Genomic DNA, 16,843 nt, shown 5'->3' on the forward strand with positions numbered 1-16,843 from the left:
ACGTGATCAGACCCGGCCCCAGAGTGCGGGGACGTTCGGTGGCTCCCAGCCGGTCAGGGAAGTGTGGCCCTGGATGCACTTGTAGGTGACGCCGTTGTAGGTCACCAGCGCACCGGTCGCGTACGTCGTGTTCGGCGCCCACGGAGTGGCTGAGGTGGGCGGCGTCGTGGGAGGTGTCGTCGGCGGCGTGGTGGGAGGCGTGGTCGGGGGAGTTGTGGGCGGTGTCGTGGGCGGAGTGGTCGGGGGAGTTGTAGGCGGTGTTGTCGGAGGGCCGCTGCAGCCGGCGGTGTTGGCGTTGACCGCGTCGACCACGTTGTTGAAGAGGGTGACGCCGGGGTCGAGTGCCTCGAGGGAGTACATCATCGCGCCGGCCAGACCGTTGCAGTGCTGGTAGTCGGCCTTGGCCTTGATCGACTGGGCGTTGTCACCGGACCAGAACGTGCCGTTGCTGTAGAACCACGAGGACTTCGTCGCGTCGTCGAAGTACGTCGACGACGGGTTGTCGACGAAGCCGGTGAGCTCCTTGTAGAACGAGACACCAGGCACGTTGCCGCTCAGTGCGTGTCCGTCGGCCGGTCCGGTCGCGGTCTGGTACTTGCCGTTGGCCGTGGCCGGCACACCCTTCCATCCCCTGTAGTAGAAGGGGTATCCGATGCTCAGCTTGTTCGCCGGGAACCCACCGGGGATGCCGTACGCCGAGTCGCCGGTCGTCCACGCCTTCACCGCGGCGTCGACGGAGTACTTGCCCTGACCCGGTGGGATCGGGTTGCTCGGGTCGTTCGGCGCCGTGTAGAGCGGGTCCTGGAAGTTCGTCGGCCCGGTGGCTTCCCAGCCGCCGTGCATGTCGTACGTCATCACGTTGTTGTAGTCGAGGTACTGCCCGATCTTGTTGGTCTCGATCGTGGCGATCTTGTCCTGGCCGGCCGGAGTGGCGGCGGTCAGGTAGTACCGCTTGCCGGTCTGGCTGCCGTACGCATCGAGCTGGGTGCGGAACTCGGCCAGCAGCGACGTGAAGTTCTGCTTGTCGGCGGCGCTGTAGTGGTTGCCGACGTGACCGTTCGGCGAGCCCGGGTACTCCCAGTCGATGTCGACGCCGTCGAAGATGCCCGCTGCGGACCCGGCGCCACCGAAGCCGTCGATGACCGGCAGGTCGCCCTTGAGGAACATGTTCACGCACGAGCTGACGAAGGCCTTGCGCTTGGCGTCGGTCGAGGCCGCGTCGGAGAAGTACTTCGAGTACGTCCAGCCGCCGATCGAGATCAGGATCTTCAGGTTCGGGTACTTCGCCTTGAGCTTCTTGAGCTGGTTGAAGTTCCCCTGGATCGGCTGGTTCCACACGTCACCGACGCCGTCGACGCTGATGTCAGCGCCGTACGACTTGCCGTAGTCCGCGAACGCGTCACCCGCGCCGTCACCGGCGTTCGGGTTGTTCTCGTCCTGTGACGCGGCTTTGTTGGCCATGAAGCAGGTGTGGTTCGTCGGATCGATGTTCGCGAACGCGTAGTTCAGGAAGTCCAGCTTCCCGGCCGCGCCGGTGGTGATCAGGTTCTTGGGGTAGAAGGCGTTGGCGTAGATACCCCACTGGGTGAAGTACGCCGTCTTGACGCCACCACTGCTCGCCTGCGCCGTGGTGGCGGCATTGGCAGTGGTGGCGGTGTCCGGGCCGGCGAGGGACACTCCGGCGGCGGTGAGCAGGGCGGTGGCCGCGACGGCTGAGGTGGCGGCGAGCAGACGTAATCGACTCATCTGGGATCCTCCGGAGCGATGGGGCGGAAGCGGTCCGGTGAAATTTAGTTAAAGACGCTTCGAAAGGAACCGTAACCGTTCCCGGCTAGTTGGTCGCCGCCTCGTCGTGGCGGGTTCCCGCTGCTGACGGAAACCCGACAACGCTTTGTCCACAGGGATTCCGGTTGCGTGCCCGGAACGGGCCGGACAACGGCATCTTCTTGGCATGGACACGAACTCACCACCCACCTCGGTGCTCATGGCAACTACCAACGAAGCTCTCCTCGACGATCTGTTGCGTCTGGCCGCGGCCGCATCGATCACGCCGCAGGTCGAGCCCGACCTGCACGGCCTCCGGCGCAACTGGCACACCTGCTCGCTGGTGGTCATCGGCCGCGACCTGGCCGAGCCGTTGGCGCGCCTCCAGCCCACCCAACGACCAGGAGTCGTGGTGGTCGGTTCCGCGCTCGACGGCGACGATCTGTATCGCTGCGCCTTCGACGTCGGCGCCGATGTCGTCTGCCGCCTACCCGACGATGAGTCCATGCTCGCCGGCAAACTGGCCGACGCTCTGGACGGTGTGAATCGCAAGGCGGTCACTCTCGCCTTCGTGGGCGGCTGCGGGGGAGCGGGTGCCACCACGCTCGCCGCTGCTGTCGCGGTCCTCGGCAATCGCCGCGGCTTCCGGACGATGCTGATCGACGGTGATCCACTCGGCGGCGGTATAGAGCTTGCCCTAGGCATCGAACGTGATCCGGGCGACCGCTGGCCCAAGCTCCTCAACGCCTCCGGCCGTGTCAGCGCCGCAGCCCTCCGTTCGGCGCTGCCATCCGTAGACGGTCTCGCCGTACTGTCCTGGGATCAGTCCGACGTCACCGTCTTGCCGCCCGACACCATGAGCTCGGTCATCGGCGCCGCCCAACGCAGCAACGACCTCGTCGTCCTGGACCTCCCACGCCGCGCTGACCCCACCGTCGAGGAAGGCTTCATCCGCTCCACCGCGACCCTCTTGGTCGTCCCGTGCGACGTCCGCTCGGTCGCCGCCGCCAAGCGACTCTCCGGCCCTCTCCGCTCCGTCGCCGGCGACCTCCGCGTAGTAGCCCGCACCACCCGCCCAGCCCTCTCACCCGTCGACGTCTCCACCCACCTCTCCTTGCCTCTAGCAACAAAACTCGGCATCGACCGCACCCTCCCCACCGCCATGGACCAAGGCCACTTCACCCCCACCCCCCGAAGCCCCTTGGCCCGAGCCGCCACAACCCTCCTCAACCTCTTCAACCTCCCAGACCCGGCAACCGCATGACCGCCCACCGCATGACCGCTGCCGATGTCTGCTTGGTAAAGCTGGTCGCCGCATGACCGCCACCGACGTCCCGGCCGGCCTTCTCGACCGCGTCCGAGGCACCCTCGCTCTGAGCGGCGCCGAGCCCACCCCCGTCCAGGTAGCGGCAGCCCTCCGCGCCGACGGCACCATCTGCGGTGACTCGATGGTCCTCGCAGTCGTGAACGCCCTCCGCCGCGAAGCGCTAGGCGCCGGCCCTCTCGACAGCCTCCTCGCCGAGCCCGGCGTAACCGACATCCTCGTCAACGGCCCCGACGAGGTCTACATCGACCGAGGACGCGGTCTCGAGTTCGTAGCCATCCGCACCGGCGACGAACCCGCCATCCGACGCCTCGCCACCAGACTCGCCGCCGCAGCAGGCCGCCGCCTCGACGACTCCACGCCGTACGTCGACGTCCGCCTCTCCGACGGCACCCGCTTCCACGCCGTACTCGCTCCGATCGCCGCTCCCGGAACCTGCCTCTCCCTCCGCGTCCCCTCCCGCAAGGTCTTCACCCTCGACGACCTCGTAAAAGCGGGCGCCCTCCCTCAAGCCGGCGTCCCAATCCTCCGCGACCTACTCGACTCCCGCCTGGCATTCCTCATCAGCGGTGGCACCGGCACAGGCAAAACCACCCTCCTGAACTCCCTCCTCTCTCTGACCGACCCATCCGAGCGACTGGTCCTGGTAGAGGACGCCAGCGAACTACGCCCCGACCACCCACACGTCGTCCGCCTCGAAGCTCGCCCGCCCAACGTAGAAGGCACCGGCGAAATCTCCCTCCGAGACCTAGTCCGCCAAGCCCTCCGCATGCGCCCCGATCGCCTGGTAGTCGGAGAGGTCAGAGGCCCCGAGGTTGTAGACCTCCTCATCGCCTTGAACACAGGCCACGAAGGCGGCTGCGGCACCATCCACGCCAACTCCGCCGCCGACGTACCCGCCCGCCTAGAAGCCCTAGGCGCCCTGGCCGGCCTCACCCGAGAAGCCATCCACAGCCAGATCACCTCAGCCTTACACACCGTCATCCACCTAACCCGAACCCCCACCGGCCACCGCCGAATAGCCGAGATCCACACCTTCACCCCGAACCCCAACGGCCCTCCAACCACCCACCCCGCCGTCACCTTCCACCCCGACGACACCCTCACCCTCCACCCACCAGCCCACCTCTTCACCAAGCTCTCGACGACTGCAGTGGGCGCGGAATGAACCCAGCCTTCCTCGCCGCCGTCCTCGCCCTCCTCACCTGCGTCCTCGCACTCCCACCCCCAACCGCAGGCCTCCGGCGCCTACAAACCAGCAAGCCCTCCAACCTCGCCCGCCCACAACCCACCGAGTCACAACCCACCGACTCACAACCCACCGACGCACGACTCACCGAAGACCAACCGACCCGCAGCCAACTCCGGACCCGACTGATCCGCGCCGCCCTCCTGACCCCTCCAACCGCCCTAGCCACAGCGATCCTCGGCCCACAAGCCCTCGTCTCAACCCTCGCGATCACCGCAGTCCTGACCCTGATCGCCAACCAACGAGCCCAACACCAACGCCAGAAATCCACCGCCGCCCGCCGCGCCACGATCATCGAAGCCCTCGACGTACTGGCAGCCGACCTCACCGCAGGCCGCCCGCCAATCGCCGCCCTGGAGGGCGCAGCCTCCATCAACCCCGACCTAGAGGTCGCCCACGCCGCAGCCAAGCTAGGCGCCGACGTCCCCACCGCCCTCATCCGAGCATCCACACAGCCAGGCGCCACAAGCCTCCGAGCTCTAGCCGCCGCCTGGCGCGTCACCGAAGAATCCGGCGCCGCCTTCGCCACCCTCACCGAACGCCTCGCCAACTCCCTCCGAGCCGACGAAGCCATCCACCGCCAAACCGAATCCAGCCTCGCCGGCGCCCGCTCCACCGCCCGAATCCTCGCCGTCCTCCCCGCCTTCGGCATAGCCCTCGGCTACGCCCTAGGCGCCCACCCCCTCACCTTCCTAACCACCACCCCACCCGGCTGGCTCTGCCTAACAGCAGGCCTAGCCCTAACCGCCACCGGCCTCCACTGGACCACCCGCCTCGCCACCCACCCGACCTGAACCTTCCGACCTGCCCCACCCCGACCCGATCCACCCACTCCCCAACCGAACCTCACGAGCCCTCCATGCCCCCCGCATTCCTCGCCGCCACAGCAGTTGCCCTAAGCATCCATCTCCTCCGACCACCCCGCTCCGACCTCCGCCGCCTAACCCGCCCCCAACCCCGCACCCGCCCGCGAGCTCCGACCCACCACCACCTAGCAGCAACCGCCACAGCCCTAGCCGCCGTACTCCTCATCGGCCTCCCCTGGGGCGCAATCCCAGCAGCCATCGCCTTGTACGCCGTCCCACGAGCCCTCTCCGGCCTAGAACCAGCCGCCACGAAGCAACGCAGCGCACAGATCGCCCGCGACCTCCCACTCGCCATCGATCTACTGACCGCCTGCCTACGAGCCAGCCGCCCACCCCAACACGCTCTGACCCTTGTAGCCGACGCCCTACCCGGCCCCCTGGCCGACCTCTTCACCAAGATCGCCCACCACCTAACCCTCGGCGCAGACCCATCCACCGCCTGGGCTTACCTACGCACCGAGCCCTCCTGCGCCCCCATGGCCCGAGCCATCACCCGCTCACTCCGCTCCGGCGCCCCACTCTCCAAAACCCTTGAACACCTGGCCGACGAAACCCGCCGCTCCCACCACCACACCGCCGACCAACAAGCAAGAGCCACCGAGTCCCGCGCCGCCCTCCCTCTGGGCCTCTGCTTCCTCCCAGCCTTCGTCTTCCTCTCAATAGTCCCCACCATCGCCGATTCCCTGCTCCCTTACGTCCTCACCCCGTAATCCACAACCCAAAACCCCTTAAGAAAAAGCCCATCCAACAACGGCATGTTCTAAACGACACCCCACCCCAAGCCGACCTCAGGAGGCCGCACATGTCCATCCCAGTAGTAGCCCCCAGCAACAACCCCCACCCCCACGTCGCCGAAGCCCGCTCCCTCGCAACCCCCAACCCGTCCACCCCCGACTTCGAAGCCACTCACTGCGACAGCTCCAACTTCTCCAACCCCGACTCCGAGGCCACTCACTGCCGCACCTCCACCCCCTTCGACTCCCGCATCTCCGGCCACATCCCGTCCCACATGCCGGAGCACCTCCTGCCCAACACCCCCAATCAATTCCTGCCCGACACCCGAGAGCATCGCCGCGCCCGCACCCTGCGCCGCCTGCGCCCTCGCACCCTCCGAGACCTCCGCACCCGCACAGAACGCGGCGCCGCAACCGCCGAGTACGCCGTCACGATCGTCGCCGCCTGCGGCCTAGGCGGCATCTTGGTAGCCCTCCTCAAATCCCCCGTCATGCAGAACGCCCTCAAAGCCCTCATCAACTACGCCCTGAAACTCGCCGGCGTAGACGGCGTGCACCTCTAACCACATCCCCCAATCCGGCGACCGGTCGGCCCACCCCTCCCGACCGGTCGCCACCCCAAGGAGCCCCAATGCACCGCCGCCCAACACCTCACCCCGTCGGCTCTCACCACACCGTCGGCTCTCACCACACCGGCGGCTCTCACCACACCGCCGGCTCCCAGCACACCGCCGGCTCTCAGCACGCCTCACGCACTCACGACGCCGCCGACTGCCACGGCACCGCGTGCACCCGCGACACCGCGTGCACCTACCGGACCGCATGCACCCGCCGGACCGCGGGCTCTCGTCAGACTGCGGGCTCCGCTCGGACCGCCAGAGGTCACGGCGCCAAGAGCTCCGACGGCCGCGAGATCCGTCGCAGCACCGACCGTGGTGCTGTGACGGCTGAGCTCGCGATCGCACTTCCGGTGCTGTTTTCCCTGCTCCTATTGGGCATCTGGTCCATCAGCCTCGTCGTGCTCAACATCCGCTGCATCGATGCCGCCCGAGACGTCGCCCGCGCAGTAGCTCGCGGCGAACCACTCGATCAAGCAAAAGCCATCGGTCAGCGCACCGTCCCCACCGGCGCGATCACCATCACCCGCGACTCCTCAGACGTCCACGTAACTGTCTCCGCAACCCCCACCCACACCCCACCACTCCTCACGCTCCTAGCCCCCACCCGCCTAACAGCAACCGCCACCCTCCAAGCCGAACCAGAGACAGCCCCGTGACCCGCTCGGAGCGAGGCAGCGCCACCATCCACACCCTCCTGGCCGCCGCACTCCTATTCACTGCCCTGGCCGCAGCCATCGTCTGGTCCACCATTTCCACCGCCCGCCACAAACTCACCACCGCAGCCGACTTAACCGCCCTGAGCGCCGCCCAATCCCTGACGACACCGTCGGCCACCGACTCCGCACCGGCCACCGGCTCCGCACCGGCCACCGACTCCGCACCGGCCACCGACTCCACGCACGCGACAGCCACCTCCCTGAACAGACAACGACTCCCCACCGCAAACCCGCGAAACGCTGATCTGCCCCCGACCACCAGACCCACAACCCCATGCGAAACAGCCGCCCGCATCGCGACGCTGAACAACGTCCACCTGACCAACTGCGACGTAACCGCTGACTCTGCAACCATCGAGGTGTCCCTCGAGCTAGACCTTCCGTTCGGCCATCGAACCCTCAGCGCTACCGCACGAGCCGGTCCACTTTGACGCCATCCCGCGCCCCAAACCCGAGCCTGGTTCTGGTGTGGTCGCGATCTGGTCGCAATCTGGTAGAGATGCCGCGTTGATGTGGACGACTCATGTCGCCGCGCTTCATGATCTGGAACCGAGTCCAACTCGTCTTCCCGGACGTACTTCCCCGGCGCCCGGACGGATACCTCGGAGGCCCGTTTGCCCGACCGGATTCGGCTGTTGCTGGTCGACGACCAGATCCTCAGCCGAGGCTTGCTCCGCAGCGGTCTGGAGCGCGAGCGCGATCTGGAGATCGTTGCCGAGCTCAACAGAACAGACGACGTCGTGGGTGCCGCGAAGCGACACCGCGCGAACGTCGCTCTGCTCGATGCGGCGGGCCCGGGGAACCACAGCATCACCGTCACCACCAAGCTGCGGACGTCGATTCCGGAATGCCGCGTCGTCATGCTCACTACGTACGGACGCCCGGTGCATCTCCGCCGCGGTCTCGACGCGGGCGCGAAAGGGTTCGCGCTGAAGGGCTGTCCGGCGCCGCAGCTCGCTGATGCGGTACGCCGGGTGCACCTGGGTCTCCGTGTGGTCGATGCGAACCTCGCGGCTGAGACCTTGCAGTACTCCGAGACCCCGCTCGACCAGAATGAGACCGAGACCCTGCGCGCCGCCCGCGAAGGTGGATCCGTTGCGTTGATGGCACGGAAGCTGCAGGTCTCCGAGCGCGTCGTACGCACCCGCCTCTGGTCCGCAATCGGCAAGACCGGCGCCCGCACCCGCTCCGATGCCATCCAACTAGCCGAACAAAACGGCTGGCTCCTCGACTAGCCGGGAAGCGCGGCTGGCTGCTTGATTAGCCGAGGCAGGTGGTGGCGAGGGTGCGGAGGTGGTGGACGGTTTGGGGGAGGGTGCGGCGGCGTGGGGCTCCGCCGCGCGGGATTCCGGTACGTGGGATTCCGCCGCGTAGGACTCCGCAGCGGGTGTCAAGACTCGAGCTGGTCCAGGAGCCAGCGGGGGCCGACTGGGGTGGCACCGGTGGGATCTGTGCGCTGGCGGAGGCCGCGGTCGGCGGTGACGACAGTGACCTCGGGCTTGTGAGGTTGGGCCGCGGCCTCGGCGGTGACTGCTGCGATGGTGTCGTCGCCGGAGCCTGGGGCGAGGACGACGCGGAGGGTGCCGGTGTCGGGAGCGTCGGGGCCGGAGACGGCGGCTCGGGCGGCTCCTTCGAGGATGACGACGATGTCGGTCGTGTCCTGCAGGCGTTGCTGGAGTACGGCGAGCTTCGTGAGAAGCCGGCGAGCCGCGCCGGCGCGGTCCCGCCACCAGCCGTCGGGGCGGGAGCCGACGACGTTCGCAGCATCTACAACGATCACCTGAGGCCGCTCGCTCGTCATGAGGTCAGTCTGCCGGAAGGCTGGCGCGCGTTCCGGTAGAGAACCGTCGTCGCGGGTCAGGCGCACGTCGCCAGGAACTCGCCCGTGTGGGTGACGAGGATATGCGGGCCGGCGGCGGCAGGGATGCGTTCAGTGGACGAACGGACGGGGTGACGGGTGCCGTCCGGGGAAATGACGAGGGCGTTGGCGGCGCCGATCGCGACGAGTTCGTCATCGGCTCGAACCAGGGCAGGAGCCGCGTAGGACCAGGTGAGGGCGGTTCGCCCCGCAGACAGGCCGGCGAGGGCGGCGGTCACCAACTCGGTCGGGCCTTCGGCGTCGGCGTCTACGGCGATCCAGGTGGTGGGGGAGCCGGGTGGTGTGAACGAGGTGGGGTTGTGCCAGTCGCTGCCGCCGATGGGGGTGGTGCCTTCCAGGCCCCAGGCCTGCCACCACGAGATGGGGCCGCCCCAGGTGTGGTCCAGCCAGGAGGAGTGCCAGATCTCGGCCAGGGGTGGGTGTTCGAGGAGCGGGTGGCGCCAGGCGCAGTCGCCGCCGAGGGGGTGGTTGATCGAGAGGAGACCACCGCGGCGGGCGACCTCGGAGACCCAGGTGGAGGCGGGACGGCGGAAGTCGATCACGCCGATCTCGCCGAACGCGTTGGCGTGGCCGGTGTCGGTGGTGACTTCCTGGCCGGGGATGAGGCCGATGCCGAAGCGGTTGCTGAGCGCGGGGAGTTCGGCGTGGTGGGCGACGGTGTTGTGGTCGGTGACGGCGAGTACGTCGAGGCCGGCCGAGAGCCCGAGTGCGGCGAGGTTGGCGACCGGAGTGGAGCCGTCGGAGTGGAGCGAGTGGGCGTGGAAGTCGCCGGCGATCCACTTCAGTCCGGAGGAGGCGGGGAGCGTACGGCGTGGTGGTCGCGGCGGTACTGCGATGGCGGCTGTCGCGTCGGCGTACCCGTTGAGGCCGGGGATGTTGTCGACGGGGCCGGTGGTGGCTTCGACGAGGAGTTCGACGCCTTCGACCGGGATGCGGTGGAGGCCGAGGACGATCGACCAGGTGCCTGGTTCGAGGTCGCCGGGGAGGTAGCCGGGGGTGGCGGCGTCGGGGGTGATGGCGAACGTTTGGCGGGCGCCGCCGGACCAGCCGCGCCAGCCGGCTGCGCCTTCGCAGCCGATGTCGATGACGGCGCCTTCGACCGGCGGGATGGTGAGCGTGACGAGAAGACCGGGGCAGTCAGCCGGGATGTCGACGGGGAGCGAGTGCCAGGGGGACTCGGCCCGATCGTCCAACGTCCAACGTCGACGATACGAAGTCACAGCCATCAGACAGCCTCCCGGGTCTGCGGCGTCGCGTGGTGCTGGGAGATGGCGGCCAGCAGACAACCTCTCAGCCTCGTGGGGCCGGACGGAAGGGGGTGCGACGTGGACCTCATGAGGCGACTGGGGTTGGTTGGTGGGATAGGAGTTCGCCGGTGGTGCGGTCGTAGAGGAGGACTCGGGAGGAGGGGGCGGTGAGGACTACTGGGCTGCCGGCGGTGGGTTCGGCTTCTTCGGGGACGGTGACGCCGACCAAGGTGCCGTCGCAGTCGACGGTGACCAGCGATTGGGTGCCGAGGTTCTCGGCGACGACCACGATGCCGCGGAGGGCCGGGCCGGTGATGTCGCCTGAGGCGACGGTGAGGTACTCGGGCCGGATGCCGACCGTCACCTCGGCGTCGGCAGGAACGGAATCGGTTGTAGCAGGCAACGAACCGCCCGCCACGGAGACGGCCCCGGCGCCGGACGACGCGGAGACCTTGCCGGGAAGCAGGTTCATCGGAGTGGAGCCGATGAAGTTGGCGACGAAAGTGTTGGCAGGGCGGGCAAACACCTCGCGAGGCGAGCCGAGCTGCCGGAGCTTGCCCGAGTCCATTACGGCGATGCGGTCGGCCAGAGCGAGGGCTTCCGCCTGGTCGTGGGTGACGAAGACCGTCGTGATGCCGAGGTCGCGTTGCAGCTTCTTCAGAAAGGTACGGGCTTCCAGACGCAGCCGGGCGTCGAGGTTCGACAGCGGCTCATCCAGGAGCAGCACCTTGCCTTCGGATGCGATGGCCCGCGCAAGCGCGACACGTTGCTGCTGCCCACCAGACAGCTGCGCCGGCTTCCGTTCGAGCAGCCCCTGCAACGACAGTTCGCCGGCAGTGCGAGTAGCAACGTCGGCCCGCGTGGCCGCGGCGACCCTGCGTACCTTCAAGGGGTAGGTGATGTTCTCGGAGACGTTCATGTGGGGGAAGAGCGCGTAGTCCTGGAAGACCATCGCGACGCCACGCTTGCCCGGTTCCATCCGCGTCACGTCGGCCGAGTCGATCCGGACCGTGCCCTCGCTCGCGGCTTCCAGACCGGCGATGGTCCGGAGCAGGGTTGTCTTGCCGCAGCCGGACGGGCCGAGGAGGGCGAAGAACTCGCCGTCGGCCACGTGCAGGTCCAGCCCGTCGACGGCGCGGACGCCGTTCGGGTAGACGGTTGCGAGGCCTTCGATGTCGATGCCCGCCATCAGCTCTTGATCCCTCCGTGGAAGCGGAACCCGTATCGCGAGTTCACCAACAGGTACAGCACGACGACCGGGATCGAGAACAGCAGCGAGAAGACCGGCAGCACTTGCAGGTTCACGCTGCCGCCTTCGTCGGTGAGGGTCTGCATCAGCACCGCACCGGGCTGCTTGTCGATCGACCGGAGAAGCAGGAAGGGCACCAGGAAGTTGCCCCAGGAGTTGACGAACGCCCAGACCATGATCGTCGCGAGCCCGGGCCGTGCGACCGGGAGTACGACGTCGCGCAGGATCTGGCCGGTCGACGCGCCGAAGACCCGCGCCGACTCCTCGTAGGACTTCGGCACCGCGTCGACGAAGTCCTTCAGGATGAAGATTGCCGCCGGCAACAGCCCGCCGGTCATCACCAGCGCGACTCCGAACCGCGAGTCGATCAGCCCGAGCTGGAACATCATCACGAAGATCGGCACCATCGCCGCCGTACCCGTGACCACCGACGACAACAGCAGCAGCCCGTACAGCAACGCGTCCCGCCCTGGGATGCGCACCCGCGACAGCGCGTACGACGCCAGCGCCGCGAACGCCGTCACGGCGACAGCGGTCGTCACGCAGATCAGCAGCGAGTTGACCATGGAGTGCATCGCGTACGGGTGTTCGAGGGTCTTACGGAAGTTCTCGAGCGTCCAGTCCGGCCAGTGCACGCCGAGGCCGGGCGAGGCGTCGAACGGCGCCGAAGCGATCCACAGCATCGGTACGGCGAAGAACAGCGTGATCGCGCAGATCAGCACGTAGAAGCCGATGCGCCGCAGGACGAACGCGGGGGTTGTCGGCAGCGACCGCGTGCTCATGAGCGCCTCCGAAGCAATCGCAGGTAGACCAACGAAACCAAGAGGTTCGCGATCAGCAGCAGGAACGAGATCGCCGACGAGTACCCGAGCTCACCGCCCTGCAGCGCCACGTTGTAGATGTACACCGGCACCGTCTCGGACTCGTGGTTCGGTCCGCCCTTGGTGAGCAGGAACGGCGAGAAGTCGTTCGCCGTCCACAGCGAGATCAGCAGCGTGTTCGTCAGCACGTGTCCGCGGATGTGGGGGAACACCACGTCCCGGAGCGTCTGCCAGCCCGATGCGCCGACCATCCGCGCCGACTCGAGCTGCGACGGCGGTACGGCCTGCAGCGCGGACGAGTAGAGCATCATCGAGAATGCAGTACCGCGCCAGGTGTTGAACACGATGAGGCAGGCCATCGGGTAGTCGATCAGCCAAGCGGTCCCCGACGTACCCAGCAGGCTGTTGAGAGTGCCGCCGTCGCGGTCGTAGAACGCGACCCACAGGTATGCAACCACCGTCGACGGAAGGATCCATGCGAGCAGGACGAAAGCCTCGACGGTACGGCGTACTGCGGGACGCGTACGCCGCATGATCCAGGCCAGCGTGAAGCCGAGGATGTTCTGCCCGATGATCGCCGAACCGAGGACGAACAACAACGTCAGCCACAACGCGTTGTGGAACAGCGCATCGTTCAATGCCTTGGTGTAGTTCGACAGCCCCACGATCGACGGCGACACGGCCTCGACGCCGGTCAGCCGGTAGTTCGTGATGCCGATGTAGATCGTCCAGAGCGCGGGGAAGATCAGGAACGCGCCGATCAGCAGGAACGCGGGCGCGACGAAGCCGAGGGCCCGGCCGACGCCGAGCCCCGCGACATCCCGCGCGGGAGGGCGTCCGCGCGCGGGCCCGACGCCCTCGACAGGTGCGGAGGGAGAAGCCATCAGTTACTGGTGACCTTGTCCTTGCCGCCGGCCGCGGTCTCGACCGCCTTCTCGTACGCCGATGCCGCGGCGTCGGTGCTCTTGCCGGCGACGACGTCCGCGGTCGCCTGCTGCAGCGCCGCCGAGATCTTCGGGTACTCCGCCAGCCCCGGGCGGAACTGCGTGATCGGCAGGACCTTCTCGGCGATGAAGCTCAGCATCGGGTCGCTCGCGAGTACTTCGCTGTTCACGTCGGACCGCTGCGTGATCTTGGCCGCACCGTCGAGCGACGCCTTCACCATCTCCGCGGAGTTCATGAACTGCAGCAGTTCCCAGGCCTGCTGCGGGAACTTCGTATTCGGGTTGATCACGGTCGCGCCGCCGCCCGACATCGAGACGAAGTCCTGGCCCTTCACGCCGGCGCCAGGCTTCATGGCCGGGATCAGCGCCCAGCCCACCGCGCTGTCGCGGTCGGCCATCTTGGCGACGCCTTCCTTGGGCTCCACCACACTGCGCCAGAAGTAGTCGCTCTCGCCGAGGATGCCGATCTTGTTCGCCGCGAACTCCGCGAACGACTTGTCCCGGCCCTTGGCCTCCTTCTGCAGCACCGGGTCGCCGAGACCGGTGCTGTAGATCTGGTGGTAGAAGTCCAGCACCTGCCGCAGCTGCGGAGTGTTGCCCAGCCACTTGCCGTCGGTGTTGACGGTCGCGCCGGTGCCGACCAGCAGCGGCAGCACGCCCTGCATGGTGGTCGCCTCGCCCATCGCCGTACCGGCGTTGATCTGGATCGGGGTCACGCCGGGCAGCTTCTTCAGCGCCTGGCCGGCCGAGATGATGTCGTCCCACGACTTCGGCTGCCAGTCGGCCGGCAGTCCGGCCTGCTGGAACAGCTTCTTGTTGAAGTAGAGCACCCGGCCGTCGGTGCCGCCCGGTACGCCGTACCGCTGGCCGTTGAAGCTGCCGAGCGCCTGGACCGACTCCGGGATCTGCTTCCAGCCGTCCCAGTCGTTCACCTTGGCGGCGTCGCCGACCGTGTCGGTGAGCGGCTTGATGTAGCCGGCCTGGGCGAACTCGCCGACCCAGATGCCGTCGATCTGGAACAGGTCCGGCCCGGACCTGTTCGACAGGTCGAGGGACAGCTTCTGCTTGTAGACCTCGTCGTCGGAGCCGTCGCCCTGGAACTTGACCGTGACGTCGACGCCCTTGCCCTTCTGGTCGGCGACGAACTTCGGGATCAGCACGTCCTCGAGGAAGGTCGCCCCGGCGCTGCTCTTACCGCCCTTGACCGAGTTCGAGCCGATGGTCAGCTCGACCTTCTTGGCGTCGGCGTTCCGGTTGGCGTCCTGGCCGCCGCCGCTGTCCGAACCGGACGAGCCGAGGCATCCGGTGAGCAGCGCGAGGGCGGCGGCGCCGAGGACGCCGGCGGTGGTCAACCGCGAGATAGATCGCATCAGGGCTCCTAGCGAGGTGGTCCAGCGACAGTGCCGGTCAAAGATTGTCACTCTCAAACGACTATGTGAAGACTTTTTCCCAACCGAGAGTGGTGCTGTAGGCAACGAAGTGGGAGCTGTCAAGCCGGGATTCCGCGGGACGCATTGCGGAAGAGTTAAAGGATGCTCAAGGTTCTGTGGCAACAGGTAGTTGACTAGATACAGAGCGTGAGGATCGGAGCTACTGTCTTGCCGACCGGTTCAGTGGATCGGAGGTGACAGACATGGGACTGCTCCACGGAGTTGCTTGCCTTCTCGACGACCTGCTTGATCACTGCCATCACTGGTGTTGGTGGTGACCGTGGCCGCCTGGTGACGGCTGCGGACCTGACGGCCGAGCGGTGACGACGACGCCGGGCTCCCGCTGACGCGCAAGCAGCGGGGATCGGACGTCCTCCCCGAGCATCGAGCGGTCGTCGTTCGATTCACCAGACACAACTGAAGATTCACGTCGATTCGAAGGAGAGAAAAACGGTCGGCCCCGACATGATGTCGGGGCCGACCGTCTGTCTGGCTGGAACCTCCTCAGGTCAGCTCTGGGCCAGCTGCATCATCTGCTTCGGCAACACCGTCATCTGGGCCGGGATCGGCAGCTGCGGCCGCAGCAGCGACAGCAGGCTGGCTGCCGCGCCCGCGATCGGCAGTGGCAGGGCCAGGCCCAGCGACGCCAGCAGCGCGTTCACGAGCGCCAGGACCGCGCCCAGGATGTCCAGGCTCGGCACCGGGAGCCCGGCCCAGGCCTGGATCGGCGTGCCGGCCGCACTCATGCTGCCGGTCGGTTGTGCCTGCTTGGCCTTCCCCTTGCCAAGCAGCGATGTCAGGGCAAGGCCGCTGGCAGCGTTCACGAACGTGCCCGCGTCCTTGTCGTAGCTCCACTTCTGCCCGGTGCCTTCACGGCAGGGCAGCACCAGCAGTGGCGCGGCGGCAGGTACCTTCGCCAGGTCCGCACCGCTGTCCAGGCAGGCGCCGGTCGTCGCAAGGGCGCCACCGACGCTCTTGCTCATCGCGACCTGCAGCTGGCCGGACTCGGTGTAGATCCACTCCTGGGTCTTGCCTTCCTTGCCCGGCGCGCAGGCCATCATGACCGCCATCGGGACCTTGGCGGCCGTGACGAACGTCAGGCAGTACCGCGTGTCGGAGCGGGTGGCGATCTGTTGTGCCACGCCGACCGTGACGCCCGGTGTCTTCGAGCTCTCGGAGACGGGGTTCGCGGCCTGGGCCGGTACGGCGGTGGCGAGTGCGACGCTGACTGCGAGCACTGCCACGCCGGTACGGCTGAACAGCTTACGGATGATCAAGACAACCTCCAGAGGTCGTGCTATCTCACGGCGTCAGGTCGTCGGGACCCCGTACGCGAGCCGGAACGCCGGCAGTGACTCAGCGCGACGTTGACGCCACAACAAGTAAGGCACAGGTGCGACCGGGGAGGTTATGCCGATCTCCTGAAACTTGATGCCAATGGCAACTAACTGCCAGCCCGATCTCGTTGCACAAGGCATCGAAATCGGGCTGTCGGGTCGCCGAGCGACCGCTGTGAAGTGATCGAGATCTTACGGCAATCCGGTGATATTCCGGTAGCTTGCCGCGGTAGTTGATGCCGTAGGCAACAGAGTGGTCAGTGCGGTTGTTTGGTGTCGTCGGGGTCTGGGGCGAGCTCCCGCTCGGTGGCCAGACGCTCGTCCGCGGGGGTGTCCGGGGTGGTCTCGAGCGCGGGCTTCGACGTGTCACCCTCTGTGATCTCGCCGCCGACGGTGTCACTGGGCGTGGTCGTCGCCTGGGCGCGAAGCTCGCGCATCTCCTTGCGCCGCCGGTAGCCCCGGCCGAGGCCCTTCTTCAGCAGCCACAGCCCGACGATGAGCACGGCGCCGGTCAGGGCGCCGAGGAAGAACACGGTCGGCACCGAGACACCGAAGTCGACGCCGAACACCTCGAGCTTGGTGGGCGCGGTCGAGGACACCGAGACGCCCAGACCGAACAGCACCACGAGGGCAATCAGAACAATTCCGAGGACGGCCATGGCA

At 67.5% G+C, this 16,843-nt stretch carries 17 protein-coding genes; 8 read left to right on the top strand and 9 right to left on the bottom strand.

Annotation, left to right across the window (positions count from 1 at the left end; translation table 11 throughout):
• Positions 1-6: 6 nt before the first annotated feature.
• Entirely contained in the window at positions 7-1,746 is a 1,740-nt protein-coding gene (locus OHA10_RS14110; protein WP_371406645.1) for a glycosyl hydrolase family 18 protein, read from the bottom strand.
• A gap of 205 nt (positions 1,747-1,951) precedes the next feature.
• Here OHA10_RS14110 and ssd point away from each other — a divergent pair, with 205 nt between their 5' ends.
• From ssd to OHA10_RS14150, 8 genes are all read left to right on the top strand, one after another.
• Positions 1,952-3,028 carry a septum site-determining protein Ssd gene (gene ssd, locus OHA10_RS14115; protein WP_371406646.1) on the top strand — a complete coding sequence of 359 codons (1,077 nt, stop codon included), beginning with the start codon at positions 1,952-1,954 and terminating at the stop codon, positions 3,026-3,028.
• Between the two features lie 52 nt (positions 3,029-3,080).
• Complete coding sequence (locus OHA10_RS14120; protein WP_371406647.1) at positions 3,081-4,256, top strand: TadA family conjugal transfer-associated ATPase; 1,176 nt, start codon at positions 3,081-3,083, stop codon at positions 4,254-4,256.
• Positions 4,253-5,131, top strand: a complete 879-nt coding sequence (locus tag OHA10_RS14125; protein WP_371406648.1) for a type II secretion system F family protein — start codon at positions 4,253-4,255, stop codon at positions 5,129-5,131. The genes OHA10_RS14120 and OHA10_RS14125 overlap by 4 nt, the downstream gene beginning before the upstream one ends.
• A gap of 65 nt (positions 5,132-5,196) precedes the next feature.
• Positions 5,197-5,913 carry a type II secretion system F family protein gene (locus OHA10_RS14130; protein WP_371406649.1) on the top strand — a complete coding sequence of 239 codons (717 nt, stop codon included), beginning with the start codon at positions 5,197-5,199 and terminating at the stop codon, positions 5,911-5,913.
• A gap of 92 nt (positions 5,914-6,005) precedes the next feature.
• Positions 6,006-6,500 carry a DUF4244 domain-containing protein gene (locus OHA10_RS14135; RefSeq protein ID WP_371406650.1) on the top strand — a complete coding sequence of 165 codons (495 nt, stop codon included), beginning with the start codon at positions 6,006-6,008 and terminating at the stop codon, positions 6,498-6,500.
• A 377-nt stretch (positions 6,501-6,877) separates the two neighbouring features.
• Entirely contained in the window at positions 6,878-7,213 is a 336-nt protein-coding gene (locus tag OHA10_RS14140) for a TadE family type IV pilus minor pilin (RefSeq protein WP_371406651.1), read from the top strand.
• Positions 7,210-7,704: a pilus assembly protein TadG-related protein gene (locus tag OHA10_RS14145; protein WP_371406652.1), complete on the top strand. Its 495-nt coding sequence runs from the start codon at positions 7,210-7,212 to the stop codon at positions 7,702-7,704. Before OHA10_RS14140 ends, OHA10_RS14145 begins: the two co-directional genes overlap by 4 nt.
• A gap of 183 nt (positions 7,705-7,887) precedes the next feature.
• Positions 7,888-8,508, top strand: coding sequence for a response regulator (locus OHA10_RS14150; protein WP_371406653.1), 621 nt, complete (start codon positions 7,888-7,890; stop codon positions 8,506-8,508).
• Between the two features lie 155 nt (positions 8,509-8,663).
• On the opposite strand, the gene OHA10_RS14155 is transcribed toward OHA10_RS14150, so the two are convergent.
• The 8 genes from OHA10_RS14155 to OHA10_RS14190 form a co-directional block, all read right to left on the bottom strand.
• Complete coding sequence (locus tag OHA10_RS14155; protein WP_371406654.1) at positions 8,664-9,074, bottom strand: hypothetical protein; 411 nt, start codon at positions 9,072-9,074, stop codon at positions 8,664-8,666.
• A gap of 56 nt (positions 9,075-9,130) precedes the next feature.
• A complete protein-coding gene (locus OHA10_RS14160) occupies positions 9,131-10,378 on the bottom strand; it encodes a CehA/McbA family metallohydrolase (RefSeq protein WP_371406655.1) in 1,248 nt (415 codons plus the stop codon).
• Positions 10,379-10,484: 106 nt separating this feature from the next.
• Positions 10,485-11,588: an ABC transporter ATP-binding protein gene (locus OHA10_RS14165; protein ID WP_371406656.1), complete on the bottom strand. Its 1,104-nt coding sequence runs from the start codon at positions 11,586-11,588 to the stop codon at positions 10,485-10,487.
• Positions 11,588-12,430, bottom strand: a complete 843-nt coding sequence (locus OHA10_RS14170; RefSeq protein WP_371406657.1) for a carbohydrate ABC transporter permease — start codon at positions 12,428-12,430, stop codon at positions 11,588-11,590. Before OHA10_RS14170 ends, OHA10_RS14165 begins: the two co-directional genes overlap by 1 nt.
• Positions 12,427-13,353: a carbohydrate ABC transporter permease gene (locus tag OHA10_RS14175; protein ID WP_371406658.1), complete on the bottom strand. Its 927-nt coding sequence runs from the start codon at positions 13,351-13,353 to the stop codon at positions 12,427-12,429. The genes OHA10_RS14170 and OHA10_RS14175 overlap by 4 nt, the downstream gene beginning before the upstream one ends.
• Positions 13,353-14,783, bottom strand: a complete 1,431-nt coding sequence (locus OHA10_RS14180) for an extracellular solute-binding protein (RefSeq protein ID WP_371406659.1) — start codon at positions 14,781-14,783, stop codon at positions 13,353-13,355. Before OHA10_RS14180 ends, OHA10_RS14175 begins: the two co-directional genes overlap by 1 nt.
• Positions 14,784-15,352: 569 nt before the next feature.
• Positions 15,353-16,120: a hypothetical protein gene (locus OHA10_RS14185; protein WP_371406660.1), complete on the bottom strand. Its 768-nt coding sequence runs from the start codon at positions 16,118-16,120 to the stop codon at positions 15,353-15,355.
• 317 nt (positions 16,121-16,437) lie between these two features.
• Positions 16,438-16,839, bottom strand: a complete 402-nt coding sequence (locus OHA10_RS14190) for a hypothetical protein (protein ID WP_371406661.1) — start codon at positions 16,837-16,839, stop codon at positions 16,438-16,440.
• Positions 16,840-16,843 lie beyond the last annotated feature (4 nt).

Source organism: Kribbella sp. NBC_00662 (assembly GCF_041430295.1).
Classification (GTDB): Bacteria; Actinomycetota; Actinomycetes; order Propionibacteriales; family Kribbellaceae; genus Kribbella.